General features: G+C 66.7%; 16 protein-coding genes. 6 read left to right on the forward strand and 10 right to left on the reverse strand.

Features of this window, described 5'->3' with window-relative positions; translation table 11 throughout:
* The first annotated feature begins 4 nt into the window (after positions 1-4).
* Both IEX43_RS02805 and IEX43_RS02810 read left to right on the forward strand, forming a co-directional pair.
* Entirely contained in the window at positions 5-730 is a 726-nt protein-coding gene (locus IEX43_RS02805; protein WP_188808951.1) for an energy-coupling factor ABC transporter ATP-binding protein, read from the forward strand.
* A complete protein-coding gene (locus IEX43_RS02810; RefSeq protein WP_188808952.1) occupies positions 727-1,350 on the forward strand; it encodes an energy-coupling factor transporter transmembrane component T family protein in 624 nt (207 codons plus the stop codon). The genes IEX43_RS02805 and IEX43_RS02810 overlap by 4 nt, the downstream gene beginning before the upstream one ends.
* A gap of 19 nt (positions 1,351-1,369) precedes the next feature.
* Here IEX43_RS02810 and IEX43_RS02815 read toward each other — a convergent pair whose 3' ends face one another.
* Positions 1,370-2,545 (reverse strand): thiolase family protein, encoded by a 1,176-nt coding sequence (locus IEX43_RS02815; RefSeq protein WP_229666272.1) that lies wholly within the window; start codon positions 2,543-2,545, stop codon positions 1,370-1,372.
* Positions 2,535-3,941 carry a class I adenylate-forming enzyme family protein gene (locus tag IEX43_RS02820; protein ID WP_188808953.1) on the reverse strand — a complete coding sequence of 469 codons (1,407 nt, stop codon included), beginning with the start codon at positions 3,939-3,941 and terminating at the stop codon, positions 2,535-2,537. The genes IEX43_RS02815 and IEX43_RS02820 overlap by 11 nt, the downstream gene beginning before the upstream one ends.
* A gap of 59 nt (positions 3,942-4,000) precedes the next feature.
* Between IEX43_RS02820 and ypfJ the strand changes: the two genes are divergently transcribed.
* Positions 4,001-4,879 (forward strand): KPN_02809 family neutral zinc metallopeptidase, encoded by an 879-nt coding sequence (gene ypfJ, locus IEX43_RS02825; protein WP_188808954.1) that lies wholly within the window; start codon positions 4,001-4,003, stop codon positions 4,877-4,879.
* Positions 4,880-4,951: 72 nt separating this feature from the next.
* Here ypfJ and IEX43_RS02830 read toward each other — a convergent pair whose 3' ends face one another.
* From IEX43_RS02830 to IEX43_RS02855, 6 genes are all read right to left on the reverse strand, one after another.
* Positions 4,952-5,284 (reverse strand): metal-sulfur cluster assembly factor, encoded by a 333-nt coding sequence (locus IEX43_RS02830; RefSeq protein WP_157242355.1) that lies wholly within the window; start codon positions 5,282-5,284, stop codon positions 4,952-4,954.
* Positions 5,285-5,298: 14 nt separating this feature from the next.
* On the reverse strand, positions 5,299-6,087 hold the full coding sequence (gene sufC, locus IEX43_RS02835) for a Fe-S cluster assembly ATPase SufC (RefSeq protein WP_188808955.1): 789 nt from the start codon (positions 6,085-6,087) through the stop codon (positions 5,299-5,301).
* Between the two features lie 80 nt (positions 6,088-6,167).
* On the reverse strand, positions 6,168-6,527 hold the full coding sequence (locus IEX43_RS02840) for a non-heme iron oxygenase ferredoxin subunit (RefSeq protein WP_188808956.1): 360 nt from the start codon (positions 6,525-6,527) through the stop codon (positions 6,168-6,170).
* Between the two features lie 22 nt (positions 6,528-6,549).
* Positions 6,550-7,836, reverse strand: coding sequence for a Fe-S cluster assembly protein SufD (gene sufD / locus IEX43_RS02845; RefSeq protein WP_188808957.1), 1,287 nt, complete (start codon positions 7,834-7,836; stop codon positions 6,550-6,552).
* A 2-nt stretch (positions 7,837-7,838) separates the two neighbouring features.
* Positions 7,839-9,302 carry a Fe-S cluster assembly protein SufB gene (gene sufB, locus IEX43_RS02850; protein WP_104187272.1) on the reverse strand — a complete coding sequence of 488 codons (1,464 nt, stop codon included), beginning with the start codon at positions 9,300-9,302 and terminating at the stop codon, positions 7,839-7,841.
* Positions 9,302-10,135 (reverse strand): helix-turn-helix transcriptional regulator, encoded by an 834-nt coding sequence (locus IEX43_RS02855; protein ID WP_377102832.1) that lies wholly within the window; start codon positions 10,133-10,135, stop codon positions 9,302-9,304. Before IEX43_RS02855 ends, sufB begins: the two co-directional genes overlap by 1 nt.
* Before the next feature lie 205 nt (positions 10,136-10,340).
* Between IEX43_RS02855 and IEX43_RS02860 the strand changes: the two genes are divergently transcribed.
* The 3 genes from IEX43_RS02860 to IEX43_RS02870 are packed head-to-tail and all read left to right on the forward strand — an operon-like array spanning position 10,341 to position 13,049.
* The gene (locus tag IEX43_RS02860) at positions 10,341-11,309 is read left to right on the forward strand and encodes an ABC transporter ATP-binding protein (protein WP_188808958.1); all 969 of its coding nucleotides are present in this window, start codon (positions 10,341-10,343) and stop codon (positions 11,307-11,309) included.
* Positions 11,306-12,097, forward strand: a complete 792-nt coding sequence (locus tag IEX43_RS02865; protein ID WP_188808959.1) for an ABC transporter permease — start codon at positions 11,306-11,308, stop codon at positions 12,095-12,097. The genes IEX43_RS02860 and IEX43_RS02865 overlap by 4 nt, the downstream gene beginning before the upstream one ends.
* 7 nt (positions 12,098-12,104) lie before the next feature.
* On the forward strand, positions 12,105-13,049 hold the full coding sequence (locus tag IEX43_RS02870; protein WP_188808960.1) for a COX15/CtaA family protein: 945 nt from the start codon (positions 12,105-12,107) through the stop codon (positions 13,047-13,049).
* Between the two features lie 74 nt (positions 13,050-13,123).
* Here IEX43_RS02870 and IEX43_RS02875 read toward each other — a convergent pair whose 3' ends face one another.
* Both IEX43_RS02875 and IEX43_RS02880 read right to left on the reverse strand, forming a co-directional pair.
* Entirely contained in the window at positions 13,124-15,457 is a 2,334-nt protein-coding gene (locus tag IEX43_RS02875) for a SulP family inorganic anion transporter (protein ID WP_188808961.1), read from the reverse strand.
* Between the two features lie 201 nt (positions 15,458-15,658).
* Positions 15,659-16,618, reverse strand: a complete 960-nt coding sequence (locus tag IEX43_RS02880; protein ID WP_188808962.1) for a heme o synthase — start codon at positions 16,616-16,618, stop codon at positions 15,659-15,661.
* Positions 16,619-17,086: the final 468 nt, after the last annotated feature.

Consider the following 17,086-nt stretch of genomic DNA (forward strand, 5'->3'; position numbering starts at 1 on the left):
CGCCATGCCCGCCGTGACCTTTGATGGCGTGACGGTCGCCGTCGAAACCGACAGCGCACCGGAACTGAAAGTACTCCTCGACGCCATAACACTGGAGCTCACCGAACAGCGGATCGGCGTCATCGGAGCCAACGGCTCCGGTAAGTCCACCGTGCTCCGCCTGGTCAACGGCCTGGTCCAGCCGACGGCGGGAATGGTCACGGTGGACGGCGCGGATACGGTCCGCGACGTCCGGACAGTGCGCCGGAACGTGGGTTTTGTCTTCACCGATCCGCTGTCCCAACTGGTGATGCCCACCGGCCGGGAGGACGTGGAGCTGTCCCTGCGGCGCTCCGTCCGCAACGGTAAGGAGAGGCGGCAAGCGGCCGAAGCGGCACTGGACCGGCTGGGCCTGCTGGAACTGGCGGACCAGAGCATCTACGAGCTGTCCGGCGGGGAACGGCAGCTCATGGCCCTGGCCGCAGTGCTCGCGGTGAACCCGTCGGTGCTGGTCCTCGATGAGCCGTCCACCCTCCTGGACCTCCGTAACCGTGAACTCCTGCGCAGGACCCTGGCAGGGCTGGACCAGCAGATCATCATGTCCACCCATGACCTTGAGCTGGCATTGGAGATGGACAGGGTGCTGGTCATCGAAAAGGGCGAGGTGGTGTTCGACGGCGGTGCGGCGCCGGCCGTCGACCACTACCGGACGTTGTGCCGCGACGGCCTGCCGGCGGGAAAACCGCGATGAGGGGCCACGGCTTCCTGCTGGCCAATTACGTGCCGGGACAGTCCTTCATCCACCGGGCACCCCTGTGGCTGAAGTTCCTCCTGGTCTTCGGCTGCGGCCTGGCCTCGTTCATTGTGGTGGACTGGCGGGTGTCGCTGGCAGTCCTGGCCGGGCTCTGCTGCTTGTTCCTCCTGACCGGAGCGGGCCTGAAAAAGCTCTGGGCCGCCATCCGGCCGCTCGCCGCCGTGCTGGCAGTCATCGGGGTGTTCCAGTGGTGGATGCTGGGAGCCCCGACGGCGGCGCGGATTATCCTGAACATCCTGGTCTGCGTGGTGGCTGCATCCCTGCTCACTGCCACCACTCCCGTGCAACGGCTCCTTGACGGAGTGGTCAGGGCAGCGGGCCCTTTCAAGCGCTTCGGCGCCGACCCCGAGCGGTTCGCCCTGACGATCGCCATCATGCTGCGGAGCATCCCCTACATCGCCGGCACCTTCGCCGATGTCCGGGACTCCGCCCGGGCACGGGGGCTGGAGCGCAATCCGCGGGCCCTGATCCTCCCTGTTTTCATCACCTCGGTGGCGTTTGCGCGCCAGACAGGTGAGGCGCTCGCCGCCCGCGGCCTCGGGGAAGCGGAAGACTGACGCCCCGGGGCACCGCGCCTTAGAGTCGCTGGTATTCCAGCAGCGCAGCGGTGCCCATGCCGCCGGCGCTGCTGATCATCGCCAGCGCCAGGCTTCCCGGTGTTTCGGACCGGCGTGCCTGGGCGAGCAGGCGGGTCACCAGGACGGCACCGGACGCGCCGTAGGCGTGGCCCAGGGCCAGCGCGCCGCCGTCGAGGTTGGCCCGCTCAGCATCAATTCCCACCTGGTCCAGGCAGGCAAGCGTCTGCGACGCGAAGGCCTCGTTGAACTCCACCAGGTCCACCTGGTCCGCTGACACCCCCGCGGCTGACAGAACGTCCCGTGCTGCGGCTGCGGCGCCGACGCCCAGCAGTTCAGGATCCACTCCAGCCGTCCCGCTACTCAGCACCAGCAACCCGTCCACGGCGCCCAGGTTCCGTGCCCGTTGCAGGGACGTGATAACGACGGCGGATGCGGCGTCGGCGTCGAAGCAGGAGTTCCCTGCGGTGACAGTTCCCCCGTCAACGAAGGCGGCGGGGAACCGGGCCAGGACGGCGGCGTTGAGCCCCCGCCTGGGGCCATCGTCCGCGGCAGTCCCTGCCTCTGTATCCAACGTGACCAGTTCACCGTCGAACACCCCTGCGTCCCTGGCGGCAAGCGCCAGGCGGTGGCTGCGCAGGGCAAACGCGTCCTGGCGTTCCCGGCTGACGCCGAACTCCCGCGCCACGTTTTCGGCAGCCACGCCCATGTCCGGATCGCCGAAGCCGGCCGGCACAAACTGTGCCCGCGCGTAGAAGTCCGGCCCGCCGTCGTCGTTCCTGTAGGCGCGCAGCGGCGCTGTACTGGTGCTCTCCACTCCCCCGGCGAGGTACAGCGGGTTTCCGCCCGCAGCCACCAGCCGCGATGCCAGGACCACCGCGTCGAGTCCGGAGCCGCACTGGCGGTCCACGGTAATCCCCGGAACGCTGACGGGCAGCCCCGCCTCCAGCAGGGCGAGGCGTGCAACGTTTCCCCCGCCCCCCACGGCGTTGCCGATCACAACGTCGGTGACTCTGCCGGGCTCCACCCCCGTTCCCGCCAGGAGCTCCCGGAGCACGGGCGCGAGCAGTTCGTGGGCACGCAGGCTCCGGAGCGCACCGTTGGTGCGGCACACCGGGGTGCGGCGGGCGGCAATGATGACAGGCTGCCGGTCCGGCGGGAGCATCTCAGCTGTCAAGGCTGCGCACCCTGCGGTCCCGGGAAGCGATCCAGTCCAGCAGGAGGTTGCGGCTGACCTTGCCCCGGTCCGTGGTGGGGAGTTCGGACAGAAGGTAGTACTGGAGCGGGCGCTTGTCCCGGGCAAGGAGGTCCTCAAGCCCGGCCCGGAGCTGGGTGGCCGTGATGCCGCCATGGGAGGGGACAACACCGGCCACGACCCGTTCCCCGCGCAGGTCGTCCGGCATTCCGGCCGCGACGGCGGCGGACACACCCGGCACCGCTGACAGCGCCAGTTCCACCTCATGCGGGTAGACGTTCCTGCCTGAGGTGAGGATCATGTCCGCGCGGCGGCCCAGGATGTGCAGTTCCCCTTCGGCCAGGTATCCCTGGTCGCCCACCGTGAACCAGCCGTCAAAGGACTTCAGGGCCTCCCCGTCATCACCCCAGAGGTAGCCGTTGCTGACCATGGCGCTGCGGACGCAGATGTTTCCGGCCTTCCCATCGGGCAGCGGCTGCCCCGAGTCATCGAGGATCCGCACGTCCACACCCGGAAAGGCCCGGCCGATCCCCGTTCCACCCAGTACGGCGAGCTGGCTGGCGGCCAGCCCCGCCCCTGAGACGAAACTCAGCTCGGAAGCGCCGTAGTACTCGAAGATGGTGGCATTCGGGGCCCAGCGGCGGGCAGCCTCAAGGGTCCTTGAGTCCAGCTTCGAGCCGGCACAAATGATGCTCCGGACGCCGGAGGCATCCACGCATCCGGTCAGGCCGCGCTCGCTGAGCATCCGCAGCATGGTGGGTACCAGCACCAGCCGGGTGACGCGGTCGTGGGTGATGGCGGCATGGACGTCGCCTACGTCAAAGCTTTCAAGGGTCTGGAATTCCGAACCAGCGTAGAGGCATTCGGCCAGCGCGTACAGGTTGAGGCTGGCGGCAAGGGGGCCCGGCGCCAGGGTCACATCGTCCGCACGGAGCCCGAAGAATTCGATGGAGGCCTCAAAGGATTCCTGCCAGGACCGCCGGGACCGCGTGAAAGCTTTTGGAATCGACGTGGTACCGGACGTGAGCCCGATGAGGAAGGTGGACCCGGGATCGCCGTCCGTGAGCTCGTCATCCGGGGATACTGCCGCGGGCTGGGCGCAGGCGTCCACGCGCCGCTTCAGGTCCTCCTGCAGCGGGCCCGGCCAGGCAGGATCGAGGACGGCGCATTGGCGGCCCGCGGCCACGGCCGCGGCAAATTTTGCCGCGAAGTCAACCGAGTTGGCCTCGCACAGGGAGGTCACGGATTTGGTGTGGGGCACCAGTGCCGCAGCGGAGTCCCGGAGCTCCGCCCAGGAGAGGCGGCGCCCGGCAATTACGACGGCGGTGTCGTGGGGCCGTTCCTCGGCCCAGCGCTGGATTCTGTTCAGGAAAGGCATCGGATCAACTTTACCGGCCGGCACCGGTTGAGCTTCTGGTCCGCGGGTATTGTGACTTTATGAGTTTCAACGACAATGTGCAGCTGGATCCCTCCCAGGTCCAGGACCGGCGAGGCATGGGCCGCGGAGTAAAAGTGGGCGGCGGGATCGGCGGTGGCCTCATCCTGCTCATCGCGGCACTCCTGGGTGTCAATCCACAGTTGCTGGAAGGCCTGGCCGGAGCGGGTCAGGAGCCGCAGAGCCAGGGCACGGCGCCGGCCTGCCTGACCGGGGCAGATGCGGACGCCCGGGTGGACTGCCGCATCACCGGTACCGTCAACAGCCTGAACGCCTTCTGGCCTGCCTACCTGCAGCAGTACAACGTCCAGTACCCGCAGCCGGAGACGGTCATCTTTGAGCAGGGCGTCAGCACCGGCTGCGGTACGGCCTCCAGTGCTGTTGGCCCCTTCTACTGCCCCGCAGACACCACCGCGTACTTCGACCCCGGATTCTTCCAGGAGCTGGTGGACCGGTTCGGCTCCTCGGGTGGACCCCTGGCGCAGGAGTATGTGGTGGCCCACGAGTTCGGGCACCACATCCAGAACGTACTGGGCAACCTCGACCAGGCCCAGCAGGATCCCCAGGGACCTGAATCCGGCGCCGTGCGCGTGGAACTGCAGGCCGACTGCTACGCGGGCCTCTGGGCCAAGCATGCATCGACCCAGCCCGGGCCCGACGGCCAGCCGTTCCTGGAACCCCTCACCCAGCAGGACCTGAACGACGCCCTGTCCGCCGCCTCCGCTGTTGGTGACGACCGGATCCAGGAAGCGGCCACCGGGCGGGTCTCCCCCGAAGCGTGGACCCACGGCTCCAGCGAACAGCGCCAGCGCTGGTTCTACACGGGCTACGAAACCGGCGACATCAACCAGTGCGACACGTTCTCGGCACCGACGTTGTAATCCGCCAAAGCCTCCCGCATTAAACGACGACGGGCACCTTTCCTGCGAAAGGTGCCCGTCGTCGTGGTACTGCTAGATGTTGAAGCCGAGGGCCCGCATCTGGTCCTTGCCGTCGTCGGTGATCCGTTCCGGACCCCATGGCGGCATCCAGACCCAGTTCAGGCGCCAGTCGTCAACAACGCCGTCCAGGGCCTTGCCCACCTGCTCCTCGAGCACGTCGGTGAGCGGGCAGGCTGCGGTGGTCAGCGTCATGTCGATCAGCAGTGCGCCGTCGTCGTCCGAGTACTTCAGGCCGTACAGCAGGCCCAGGTCAACGATGTTGACGCCGAGTTCGGGGTCGATGACATCCTTCAGCGCCTCCTCGACGTCCTCAAGGCTCGTGCGTGCCGTGTTGATTTCGGTCATGGCGGGTGTCCTTACTAGGCCTGCGCCACGGCGGGTGCAGCGGCTGCGCCGGCACCCTTGGCGTATCGGTCGTAGCCTTCTTCTTCGAGGCGGTCTGCAAGCTCCGGGCCGCCTTCCTCAACAACCTGGCCGTCCACGAACACGTGCACGAAGTCAGGCTTGATGTAGCGCAGGATGCGGGTGTAGTGCGTGATGAGCAGGGTGCCCATCTTGCCTTCGGCGTGGGCGCGGTTGACGCCCTCGGAAACAACCTTGAGCGCGTCAACGTCCAGGCCGGAGTCGGTCTCGTCCAGGATGGCGAACTTGGGCTTGAAGAGTTCCAGCTGGAGGATTTCCACCCGCTTCTTCTCACCGCCGGAGAAGCCCTCGTTGACGTTGCGCTGGGCGAAGTCGGCATCGATGCGCAGCTGTTCCATGGCAGCCTTGACGTCCTTGGTCCAGGTGCGGAGCTTGGGGGCTTCGCCGTCGATGGCGGTCTTGGCGGTGCGCAGGAAGTTGGTCATGCTCACGCCGGGGACCTCCACCGGGTACTGCATGGCAAGGAAGACGCCGGCGCGGGCACGCTCGTCAACGCTCATTTCCAGGACGTCTTCGCCGTCCAGGGTGATGGTGCCGCTGGTGACGTTGTAGCGCGGGTGGCCTGCGATGGTGGAGGCCAGCGTGGACTTGCCGGAGCCGTTGGGGCCCATGATGGCGTGGGTTTCGCCGGTCCGGATGGTCAGGCTGACGCCCTTCAGGATTTCCTTGGTGCCCTGCTCCGTCTCAATGCTGACGTGCAGGTCCTTGATCTCAAGAGTAGACATGTGTCTTGTTCTCCTCTGCACCGGGCCTGGGCGGCGGCGGTGCGGTCTCTGTCTGGAAGTTGGTTCGTAATTCTGTGGTGCTAGCTGAAGTTGGGAGTCTCGGCGCCGTTGAGGACATTGGTGACGTCCACGTAGACCTCGTCCCCGACGATCTCGACGGCGAACACCGGGACCGGATCGTAGGCGGGCAGCTGCAGCGGTTCACCGCTGCGCAGGTCGAACTGGGAGCCGTGGCCCCAGCACTCGATGGCGCAGCCCTCCACCTCGCCCTCGGACAGCGAAATGTCCGCGTGCGAGCAGGTGTCGCCGATCGCGTGGATCTCCCCCATGGAGTCCTTAACGATCGCCACGGGGTAGTCATCAATCAGGATCCGCAGCGCCTGCTTCAGCTGGATTTCATCCGCCTTGCAGACAAGCTCGCCCTTTGGCTGGTCAGTCATGTGTAACCGTGCTCCGTGCCTTCTAGTTGTCCGTCAGAGCGAGTTCGTGCTCAACAGCCTCGGTCAGCCGTTCCTCGATGGAGGGGACCTTGATCTGCTGGATGATCTCGTTCAGGAAGCCGCGGACCACCAGGCGGCGGGCAACATCCTCAGGGATGCCGCGGGCCATGAGGTAGAACAGGTGCTCGTCATCCATCCGGCCGGTGGCGCTGGCGTGGCCTGCACCCTCGATCAGCCCGGTCTCGATTTCGAGGTTGGGCACGGAGTCGGCACGGGCACCGTCTGTCAGCAGCAGGTTGCGGTTGGCCTCGTACGTATCGGTGCCTTCGGCTTCCTTGCGGATCAGGACGTCGCCAACCCACACCGCGTGGGCGTTGCGGCCCTGCAGTGCACCCTTGTAGAGCACGTTGGACTTGCAGTTGGCCACTGCGTGGTCAACGAACAGGCGCTGCTCCAGGTGCTGCCCGGCGTCGGCGAAGTACAGGCCGAACATTTCGGCCTCGCCGCCGGGGGCGGTGAAACGGGCCGACGGCGTAACGCGGACCAGGTCGCCGCCGAGGCTCACCATGACGTGCTTGAGCTTGGCGTCGCGGCCGATCTTCGCCTGCTGGGAGGAGGCGTGGACGGCGTCGTCGTTCCATTCCTGGAGCGTGATGACGGTCAGGCTGGCGCCGTCTTCCACGATGATCTCCACGTTTTCGGAGACGATGGCGGAGCCCCGGTGGTTCAGGACAACAACTGCCTTGGAGAACTTCTCCGCAACAATCACCAGGTGCTGGGCAGCCGGGTCCAGTGAGGTGCCTTCAAGGTCGATGCTGACCTCCGTGAGCGCTTCGAACTCGGAAGGGATGGTCACCACGGTGGCGCCGGCAAAGTTCTCCCAGGCGTTGGCGGAGACGCGGTCCTCGGGAATACCCGCGGTGCCGATGCGGCGGTCGTCGCGGCCGACGCTCTCCACGGTGACTTCCTCCGGCCCGGTGACCACGACGGTGGGTGCCGCGCCGGACAGGACCTCGGAGTGCAGCCCGCGGAGCCGCTTGAGCGGGGTGAAGCGCCAGTCTTCCTCCATGCCGGTGAGCGGCTTGAAGTCGGCAAGCTTGTAGGACGTCAGGCGGCCGGCGCGCGAGCTGTCCGGAACACCGACGCCGCCGCCGTGCGAGTGGCTTTTCGCCGCAGCGCCGGCCAGCGGGGCCTTGGCGCCTGCCGCGTTGATGGGCGAGAGGCTTTCGCCTTCTTCGGTGAAGCCGTCGATGAACGGCTGGGCTGAAGGCGCGCCGATGCGAGCCTTTTCAGTAGTGATTTCAGTCATCGTTATCCGACGGACCCTTCCATCTGCAGTTCAATCAGGCGGTTCAGCTCAAGTGCGTACTCCATGGGGAGCTCGCGGGCAATCGGCTCGATGAAGCCGCGGACGATCATCGCCATGGCCTCGTCTTCGCGCATGCCGCGGGACATCAGGTAGAAGAGCTGCTCTTCGCTGACCCGGGAAACAGTTGCCTCGTGGCCCATGACAACGTCATCCTCGCGGATGTCGATGTACGGGTAGGTGTCCGAGCGGCTGATCGTGTCAACGAGCAGCGCGTCGCAGCGGACAGTGTTGGCCGAGTGCTTGGCGCCTTCGCGGACCTGCACCAGGCCGCGGTACGCCGCACGTCCACCGCCACGGGCCACGGACTTGGAAATGATGGAGCTCTTGGTGTTGGGCGCAATGTGCACCATCTTCGAGCCGGTGTCCTGGTGCTGGCCTTCGCCGGCGAACGCGATGGACAGCGTCTCGCCCTTGGCGTGCTCGCCGACGAGGTAGACGGCAGGGTACTTCATGGTGACCTTGGAGCCGATGTTGCCGTCGACCCATTCCATGGTGGCGCCCTCTTCGCAGATTGCACGCTTGGTCACGAGGTTGTACACGTTGTTGGACCAGTTCTGGATGGTGGTGTAGCGGACGCGGGCGCCCTTCTTCACGATGATCTCCACCACGGCGGAGTGCAGCGAGTCCGAGGTGTAGATCGGCGCGGTGCAGCCTTCGATGTAGTGGACGTAGGAGTCCTCGTCCGCGATGATCAGGGTCCGCTCGAACTGGCCCATGTTTTCCGTGTTGATGCGGAAGTATGCCTGCAGCGGGATGTCCACGTGGACGCCCTTGGGGACGTAGACGAAGGAGCCGCCGGACCAGACGGAGGTGTTCAGCGACGCGAACTTGTTGTCGCCCACGGGGATCACCGTGCCGAAGTACTCCTGGAAGATCTCAGGGTGTTCCTTGAGCGCGGTGTCGGTGTCCAGGAAGATGACACCCTGCCGCTCAAGGTCCTCACGCAGCTGGTGGTACACCACTTCGGATTCGTACTGGGCGGCGACGCCGGACACCAGGCGCTGCTTTTCAGCTTCGGGGATGCCCAGCTTGTCGTACGTGTTCTTGATGTCCTCGGGCAGGTCTTCCCACGTGGCAGCCTGCTTCTCCGTGGAGCGGACGAAGTACTTGATGTTGTCGAAGTCGATGCCGGAAAGGTCCGCACCCCAGGTGGGCATGGGCTTGCGGTCGAAGTACTTCAGGCCTTTGAGGCGGAGGTCAAGCATCCACTCCGGCTCGCTCTTCTTGGCCGAAATGTCCCGGACCACTTCTTCGTTGAGCCCACGGCGTGCGTTGGCGCCGGCGTCGTTCTTGTCGGCCCAGCCGTACTCGTAGTTGCCGATGCCGTGAAGCTCGGGATTCTTCTCGAGAATCTCCGAGATCACAGTGTTTTCGGCTACTGCTTTCTCTGATAGTTGGTCCGTCATCACGGCCTTTCTTGCTGATGGTTGTTTTCTTCAGTCAGGCTGGCGGGGGCTGCCGGGGGCGTTGTGGGCCCTCCGGAAGACAGCCTGCCTGTGGGTATGTGGGTGGTGCAGACGTGGCCGCCGCGGGCCAGGGTGGAAAGCCGGCGCACGTCAACGCCCACCAGCCGGGAGAACACTTCGGTTTCCACGTCGCAGAACACGGGGAAGCGGGCGGCGAGCTGCTGGATGGGGCAGTGGCCCTGGCAGAGCTGGACGCTGGAAAGCGCGGCGGGCAGCGGAGCCTTGGCTTCGATGGAGGCGGCCGAGGCCACGAAGTTGTCGCGGCTCAGGGCGTCCGCCAGGGCCTTGGCGCGGTCGGTGATGTCCGGGCCGGCTTTGTCGATTTCCGGCGCATACCTGCGTTCCATGTCAGCGAAACGCTCGACGGCGAAGGCCCGCACGGCGTCCGGCCCGGCAACCTTCTGGAGCTGCTGGAGGGCGAGGGCGGCAATGTCGAGGTAGTCGTTGCCGAGGCTTGACTGGCCCTGGGAGCTGAGCACGTAGCGGCGTGCCGGACGGCCTGCACCGCTGCCGGACTTTGCCACCCGCTTGACCTCGATGACGCCGGCACGGGACAGGTGGTCCAGGTGCCTGCGGACGGCGGCCGGCGTGAATCCCAGGAGGTCTCCCAGTTCGGCGGCGCTGACGGGTCCGTGTTCCAGGACGGCCGCGAGGACGCGGTCGCGCGTGCGCTCGTCGGCGTCAGCCACCGGCCCGGCGGGCATGGTGCCGCGTTCCGCTGTGACAGCGGAGGCCCCGTGCCGGGCGACAGGCACAGCAGTAGCGTTGGTCATGGAATACACAACACAATAGTGTCGTAATTTAGTCCCGCATTCCAGTAAGGCGAGGCTGGCCTGTGCTGAACCCCACCTTTTGAGTTTTTGTCCAGATGTGCAGGCTTCACCGGCCGTGCACCCTGCGCATCTGGACAAAAACTCCCGGATGCGGGCGCCAGGTCCGGAGGACTGCCGCTAATACTACTTCCCGTAGAATACTGGGGTGCGTTCGCCCCAGTCCCCCGTCCTGTCCATCAACGGGCTCGTTAAAGATGTAGGCCCGCTCTCCAGCATGGACGGAAGAATGCTCCGGGTGGTGAGCGGCGTCTCACTCTCGGCCGAGCGCGGGCAGGTCACAGCGCTGCTGGGCGCCAACGGCGCAGGAAAAACCACCACCCTGGAATGCGCCCAGGGCCTCCAGAAGCGCAGCGGCGGGAGCATCTCGCTGCTCGGCCAGGACCCGGCAACGGCCGGGGCGGAGCTGCGCTCCCGCGTAGGCGTGATGCTTCAGGACGGCGGCCTCCCGCCGTCGGCAAGGCCTGTCCCCCTGCTGCGTCACATTGCCGGACTCTACGCACGCCCGTGGCCCGTGGACGACCTCATCCAAAGGCTCGGCATCGACACCTTCAGCCGGACCACCGTCCGCCGGCTTTCAGGGGGGCAAAAGCAACGCCTGGCCCTCGCCGCCGCCCTGGTCGGAAGGCCGGAGGTACTCTTCCTCGACGAACCCAGCGCAGGCCTGGATCCGCAGTCCCGACAACTGGTGTTCGAGCTGATCGGCGAGCTGCGCGATTCGGGGATGGGAATCATCCTCACCACGCACCTGATGGATGACGCCCAGCGGCTGGCGGACTACGTCTACATCATTGACGGCGGCCGCAATGTCGCCGAGGGAACAGTCCAGGAACTGCTGCAGCGCGGACCCGCCGTGGACGCCGGCACGGACCACGTGCGCACCCTCACCTTCGATGCGAAGCCGGGACTGGACCTGGCCGGAGTGCTGCCCGCCGACGTCGTGGTCCTGGAGGAGCGGGCCGGAAGCTACACCGCCACAGGCACCCTGACTCCCCGGCACCTTGCCACGCTCGCCGAATGGTGGGCAGCGCACGACGTCATGCCCGCCGCCATGTCCTTGCAGGCCCGCAGCCTTGAGGACGTTTTTCTGGACATCTCGGGAAAGGACATCCGATGAACCCGACCCCCGCGGGTACCGCTGCCGGGGCCGGTGCGCCCGCCCGGCAGCAGCCCGCATCCCTGCTCCGGCGCATCCTTTTGCAGGGCAAATACGAGTCGCTGGCGATGCTGCGGAACGGCGAGCAGCTGATCCTCGCTGTGGTGCTGCCGCTGCTGGCGCTGGTTGGCCTGACGGTGACCCCGTTCCTGGACGGCCTGGGGCCGAGCCGCATCGACGTGGCGGTCCCGGGGATCCTGGCCCTCTGCGCCATGTCCACAGCCTTTACGGGGCAGGGCATCGCCACGGGATTCGACCGCCGGTACGGTGTGCTGCGTTTCCTGTCCACAACTCCCCTGGGCCGGAGCGGGCTGATCGCCGGCAAGGTGCTTTCCGTGCTGGCGGTGCTCTGCCTGCAGGTTGCCGTGGTGGCTACGGTCGGGTTTTCCCTCGGATGGCAGCCGACGGCGGCCGGCTGGGTTCCCGGGCTGCTACTCCTCGCGCTGGGCGCGGCGGCCTTTACCGCCCTGGGGCTGCTGGTGGCCGGAACCGTCCGACCCGAAGCAACCCTGGCAATCACCAACCTGCTCTGGATCCTCCTCGGGGCCCTTGGCGGGATCGTGATTCCTGCGGAACGCCTGCCCTCCGCGGCCCAGCAGATCGTTGGACTCCTGCCCTCGGGTGCACTCGGTGAAGCCCTGCGGGACGCCTTCCTGCACGGTGCGCTGAATGGCGCCGCCTCCCTCATACTGGTGCTCTGGACAGTTATTGCCGGGGCCGCAGCAATCCGTTGGTTCAAGTGGAATTGAGATACTCGTGAGCACCGCCTTCCGCCTTCCCCAGTTCGCCGGCCGCCTCGCGTCGCGGCTGCCCCGCACCGTGGACGCAAGTGTTCGGCGCCTGGCCGTGGCCTCCCTGATCGGGCAGACCATGCTGGTGCTGACCGGCGGAGCCGTCCGACTGACCTCCTCCGGGCTGGGCTGCCCCACCTGGCCCCGCTGCACGGACACGTCCCTGGTGAACACGCCCGAGATGGGAATCCACGGGTTCATCGAGTTCGGCAACCGCCTCCTCACCTTCGCCCTGGCAGCCGTCGCCGCGCTGATGCTGGTGTACCTGTGGAACCTCCGCAAGGAGCGCCGCGACCTCTTCCTGCTGGCGCTGGGCCTGCTGGCCAGCATCCCCGCCCAGGCCGTGATCGGCGGCATCACCGTCCTCACCAACCTCAACCCCTGGGTGGTGGGCCTCCACTTCCTGGTCTCCATGGCACTGGTGGTGCTTGCCACGCTGCTGGTCAACCGGGCGTTCGGCCGGACCGGCCGGTTCCGCACTGTCTCCCTCGCCACCCTGCCGGGGGTCATGCGCCCGGTGACGGCCGCCGTCGCGCTTTTTTCCGCCCTCGCCGTCATGCTGGGCGTGGTGGTCACCGGAGCCGGTCCGCACGCAGGGGACGCTGAAGCGCCGCGCAACGGGCTGGACTGGGACCTGTTCTCGCACATCCACGCCGTCCCGGCCTACCTGGTGACCGCAGGAACCTTGGTTGCGCTTGCGCTGGTTCTGCTGCGGCGGATCACAGGCCCCATCCGGACGGCGGTCCTGGGCCTCCTCGGCGTGACTGTGCTGCAGGCAGTCATCGGTTTCACCCAGTACTACAACGGCATCCCGGCCCTGCTGGTGGCAGCCCACATGCTCGGCGCCGCCATGCTCATGGGCGCTGCAACAAACGCCTGGGACATCGCCAAGTCAAGCCCCGTGGCCTGACCCCGCTCCCCTGACAAGGGCGCCCCGGTTCGTGTGAACCGGGGCGCCCTTTTGCGTATCTGCTGATGCCGCGCTCAGCCCGCCGGTGCGTGGGCCGTGGACATCCCCGCAGCCTGTTCCGGGTCCAGGAACTCAATGCCCGCCTGGCGCACAAGCACCACACGGGCCGTGGCGATGTCGTAAAAGAGCCCCGTTGCCTGGACACGGCCGTCGGCCAGGGCGGGACCTGCCACCGGATGGCTTTCCAGCTTGGCCAGCTGGACCGCGACGTTCACCATGCCCAACTGGTCCACCCGGCAATACCCGGCGGCAGCGGCACTGGCGGCCACCGGATGGTCCGCCAGCAATTCGAGGTAGCTGGGGCGGGCATGGTCCAGCCAGGCGTCAAAACCGGTACCAAGTCCGGGGTTGCCCGCACCTTCGGCATCGGCGATGACGGCCTTCATGGCTCCACAGTTCGAATGCCCGCAGATCACGACTGAGTCCACCTCCAGGCCCTTCAGGGCAAAGGAGAGTGCCGAGTCGATCGACGCGTCCTGGCCGTCATGGCACACCACGTTGCCGATGTTGCGCAACGTCAGCAGGTCGCCTGGACCACTGCTGGTAATCAGGTTGGGGTTCACGCGCGAGTCCACGCAAGCCACGAACAGGGTGTCCGGGTTTTGCCCGTCCGCCAGATCCTGGACCAGCGGCCGGACCTTGTCAGCGAAGCGGCGGTGGTACTTATTGATGCCCAGCAGGACCGGTGATGGCGGCTGCGTGCTTGGTCCTTCATCTCCCACTGCCAGTTCGTTCGGGGCGGGCTGCCACGAGGTCCTGGGCGGAAGCGGTAGCTCCTGCGCTTCCTGGCGCTTCGGGGCCCGGTCCGCCGCGTCCTGGAACAGGGTGTTCCCGTGATGTTCAAGGAGGACAGCACCGCCGGCGGCCTGGTACTGCTGCTGCCACGCGAGCAGGGCCTCACGGAACGCATGGTCCACGTAGTCCGCGTTGAGCTCCACAAGCACGTGTTCGCCGGCCGGGACCGAGTGCAGCACGCGGTTGAGCCGCGGCAGGGCGAAGAAGCTGCACGAACCGCCGATGGTTACCCGCCAGGACCTGGACGGCGGAACAGGCGCCTGCGCGTGGACTGTTGCCCGCAGCACGCGCCACAGCACACTGGCCGCCGCGAGTGCCAGGCCGATCATGACGCCTTCCAGCAAGTTCAGGAAAACCACGCACAGCAGGGTCGCGGCATAGATCAGCAGGTCACCCGTCCGGAGGCTGGTGCGGATGTCCGCCACTTTGATCAAGCGGGCGCCGATGACCACCAGGAGTCCTGCGAGGACGGACAGCGGGATCAGCTGGATCAGCCCTGCGAAGAGTGCGGAGAAGGCCAGCACCCAAACTCCGTGCAGGATGGCGGAGGCCCGGGTCACGGCACCGGCCTCCACATTGGTGGCGCTGCGCACGATCACCCCGGTGACGGGCAGCCCGCCCAGCGATCCGGAGACGATATTGGCAGCACCCTGCCCCACGAGCTCGCGGTTCAGGTTGGTCCGGGGCCCGTGCTGCATTTTGTCCACGGCGACGGCGGACAGGAGGGACTCGATGCTGGCGATCAGCGCCATCGTCAGGACGGCGAACGCTGCTGCCCGCCAGCTGCCGTCGGGCAGCTGCGGCAACGCGACGGCGTCGAGGATTGAACCGGTGAAGGAGATGCGTTCAACGGCAGGGGCGAATGCCACCGACAGTGCCGTGCCGGCAGCGACGGCGGCCAGCGGCCCCGGGACACGGCGCACCGCGGCGGGCAGGTACTTCCAGCCCAGGAGGATAGCGACGACGGTAAGGCCCAGCAGGGCGGCGTGCAGGTCGACGCCGGTGATGGCTGCGGGCAGGGCCCCGAGGTTCTCGAGGGCCGAGCCCGCCGGCTGCGACCCGAGCAGGACGTGGACCTGCTGCAGGATGATGGTGACCCCGATCCCGGCCAGCATGGCTTTGACCACCACCGGCGAGACGGCAAGCGCGGCGCGTCCCACGCGGCTGATGCCCAGCAGCATCTGGACGACGCCGGCGGCTGCGGTGATCGCACAGGTCACCTGCCAGCCGAACTCCTGGACAATGCCGGCGACGACGACGGTCAGGCCGGCGGCCGGACCACTCACCTGCAGCGGCGACCCGCCCAGGCTGCCGGCCACGATGCCGCCGACTGCGGCAGCGATGAGGCCGGCCATGACGGGGGCGCCGGAGGCCGCGGCGATTCCCAGCGACAGTGGCAGGGCAACGAGGAACACCACCAGCGAAGCAGGCACGTCGGCCCCGAGATGGGCCAGGAATCCCGGCCGGCGGAACCCGTATCGGTTGCCTGCGCCAGCCGGCGGCGGGCTGTGGTTTGGGGCTTCAGCTGTTGCTGGGTGCGGTGGTTGTGCCATGGAACTTCCTTTGCTTGGGAGCGGGACCAGTCCACCCTAACCACACAGTCACGAGCCATGACAGGCGAAAGTGACCAATATGACACTGTTGTCATAAATGCAGGGGCGCCTATTTCCCCGGCACCCTGTCACATCCGGGCCCACAGAAAAAACCTCCCCCGGCCGCGGCCGGGGGAGGTTCAAATGTGCAGGATTGTGGAGTCAGCCTGCCATGACGGCGGGCCCGATGAACGGGTCCACAGCCAGGGCGATAAACAGGAGGGTGAGGTAGCTGATGGAACCGTGGAACACCTTCATGGCCCGCTTGTCCGAGATGTCCTCACGCTGCGCCCGGTTGTAGAGCGCGTGTGATTCGTAGAGGAACCAAGCGCCCGCAAGGACGGCAGTGACGGTGTAGACCCATCCGGCTCCGCCGGCGGGAACCATGAGCAGCGAACAGGCCACCATGGCCCAGGCGTAGAGGACCACCTGCACCGAGACCACCTTGGCGCCGGCGATGGCGCCGAGCATGGGGACCTTGGCGTTGCGGTAGTCCTCGCCGTAGCGCATGGACAGCGGCCAGTAGTGCGGGGGCGTCCAGAGGAATATCACCATAAAGAGGATGACGGCCGGCCATTCCACCGAGTTGGTGACTGCCGCCCAGGCAATCAGGACAGGGAAGCAGCCCGCGGCCCCGCCCCACACGATGTTTTGCGCGGTCCGGCGCTTGAGGATGATCGTATAGATCACCACGTAGAAGAAGATTGCCGCCAAGCCGAGCCAGGCGGACAGGGGGTTGGCGCCGAACCAGAGGATCGCAATGGCGGCGGCACCCAGGAGCCAGGAGAAGATGAGTGCTTCGCGCGGCGTGACCTCACCGGTGACCAGCGGGCGGTTCTCGGTGCGGTGCATCATTTTGTCGATGTCGCGGTCGATGTAGCAGTTGAAGGCTCCGGCACTGCCGGCCGCGAAGGCGCCGCCAACCAGTGTGGCCAGGATGAGCCCGATGGACGGAAAGCCGCGCTCTGCGTAAATCATGGTGGGCAGCGTGCTGACCAGGAGCAGTTCAATGACCCGGGGCTTGGTGAGGGCGAGATACGCCTTTGCCTTACGGGCGATCCCGGGCCGCGAAGCCCGTGATGCGTTCAGCGTCGTATCTGTTGTGCTCACGGTGGCAGTCACCCGTTCTGTTGGCAGTTCTGTCTGGCTGTCCAGCTGTGTCGTCCGGCCCCGCCCCAAAACCGGGCGCCCGCGGAACAGTGATCCACGCAACAGCGGGAGTCCGGGCGGCTGGCAAGTGTCCCCCAGCCCGGCGCTGGCCTCCGAATATCATACCGCGCCGGCCTCTACGCCACCGCCGGTCCGCCGACACCGGCAATCGGCACCCGCCAGGCCTTCTGTTGGTGGTGGTGATCGCTCGCGCGCCAATTCGAGCAGATTAACTCAACCTCACTTCAGACGCATTCACATAAGCGGAAATTGCGTCCAAAACGTGAGATTTGGGCCGCCCGGAGATTGGAATAGAGCTAAGCTGTCACCAGATCAGCACGCAGCAAGGAAGCGGTGGAAAACGCATTCCCAACTGCCAGTGGCTGAGTGAAAGATCAACGTTTCGATGGTGAACGGCTGGTACACACCGCAGCGGGCGCC

Origin of the sequence: Pseudarthrobacter polychromogenes (assembly GCF_014644495.1) — a bacterium.
GTDB classification, from domain to species: domain Bacteria; phylum Actinomycetota; class Actinomycetes; order Actinomycetales; family Micrococcaceae; genus Arthrobacter; species Arthrobacter polychromogenes.